The organism is Mesorhizobium sp. WSM4820 (genome assembly GCF_055811075.1).
In genome coordinates, this window is record NZ_JBVVQN010000075.1 from 1 (window position 1) to 777 (window position 777).

The following is a 777-nucleotide window of genomic DNA, read 5'->3' on the forward strand; positions in this document are numbered from 1 at the left end:
GATGCCGAACTATGACGTGCTTTGTATCGGTAATGCCATTGTCGACATCATCGCCCAGTGCGACGAGGCATTCCTTGAGACGAACGGCATCATCAAGGGCGCGATGAACCTGATCGACACGAGGCGCGCCGAGCTGCTCTACAGCCGCATGGGCCCGGCCATCGAAGCCTCCGGCGGCAGCGCCGGCAACACGGCGGCGGGCGTCGCCAGCTTCGGCGGCCGCGCCGCCTTCTTCGGCAAGGTCTCGAACGACACGCTCGGCGAAATCTACGCCCATGACATGCACGCCCAGGGCGTGGCCTTCGACACTAGGCCGCTCAATGGCGAACCGCCGACGGCGCGCTCGATGATCTTCGTCACGCCGGACGGCGAGCGCTCGATGAACACCTATCTCGGCGCTTGCGTCGAGCTCGGTCCGGAGGATGTCGAGGCCGACAAGGCGTCGGGCGCCGCCGTCACCTATTTCGAGGGCTATCTGTGGGACCCGCCGCGCGCCAAGGAAGCGTTCCGGCAGACGGCGAAGCTCGCCCATGCCGCCGGGCGCGAAGTGTCGATGACATTGTCGGATTCGTTCTGCGTCGACCGCTACCGCGAGGAGTTTCTGGAGCTGATGCGCTCGGGCACCGTCGACATCGTGTTTGCCAACAGCCACGAGATCAAGTCGCTCTACCAGACCGCCTCCTTCGACGAGGCGCTGGCCCAGATCCGCAAGGATTGCAAGATCGCCGCCGTCACCCGCTCCGAAAAGGGCTCGGTCATCGTGCGCGGCGACGAGAC

1 protein-coding gene is annotated in these 777 nt (G+C 65.3%); it reads left to right on the plus strand.

The features are described 5' to 3' along the window. Position 1: 1 nt before the first annotated feature. The coding region (locus AC0L2R_RS33775) for an adenosine kinase (protein WP_473514109.1) at positions 2-777 on the plus strand (776 nt) is incomplete at its 3' end.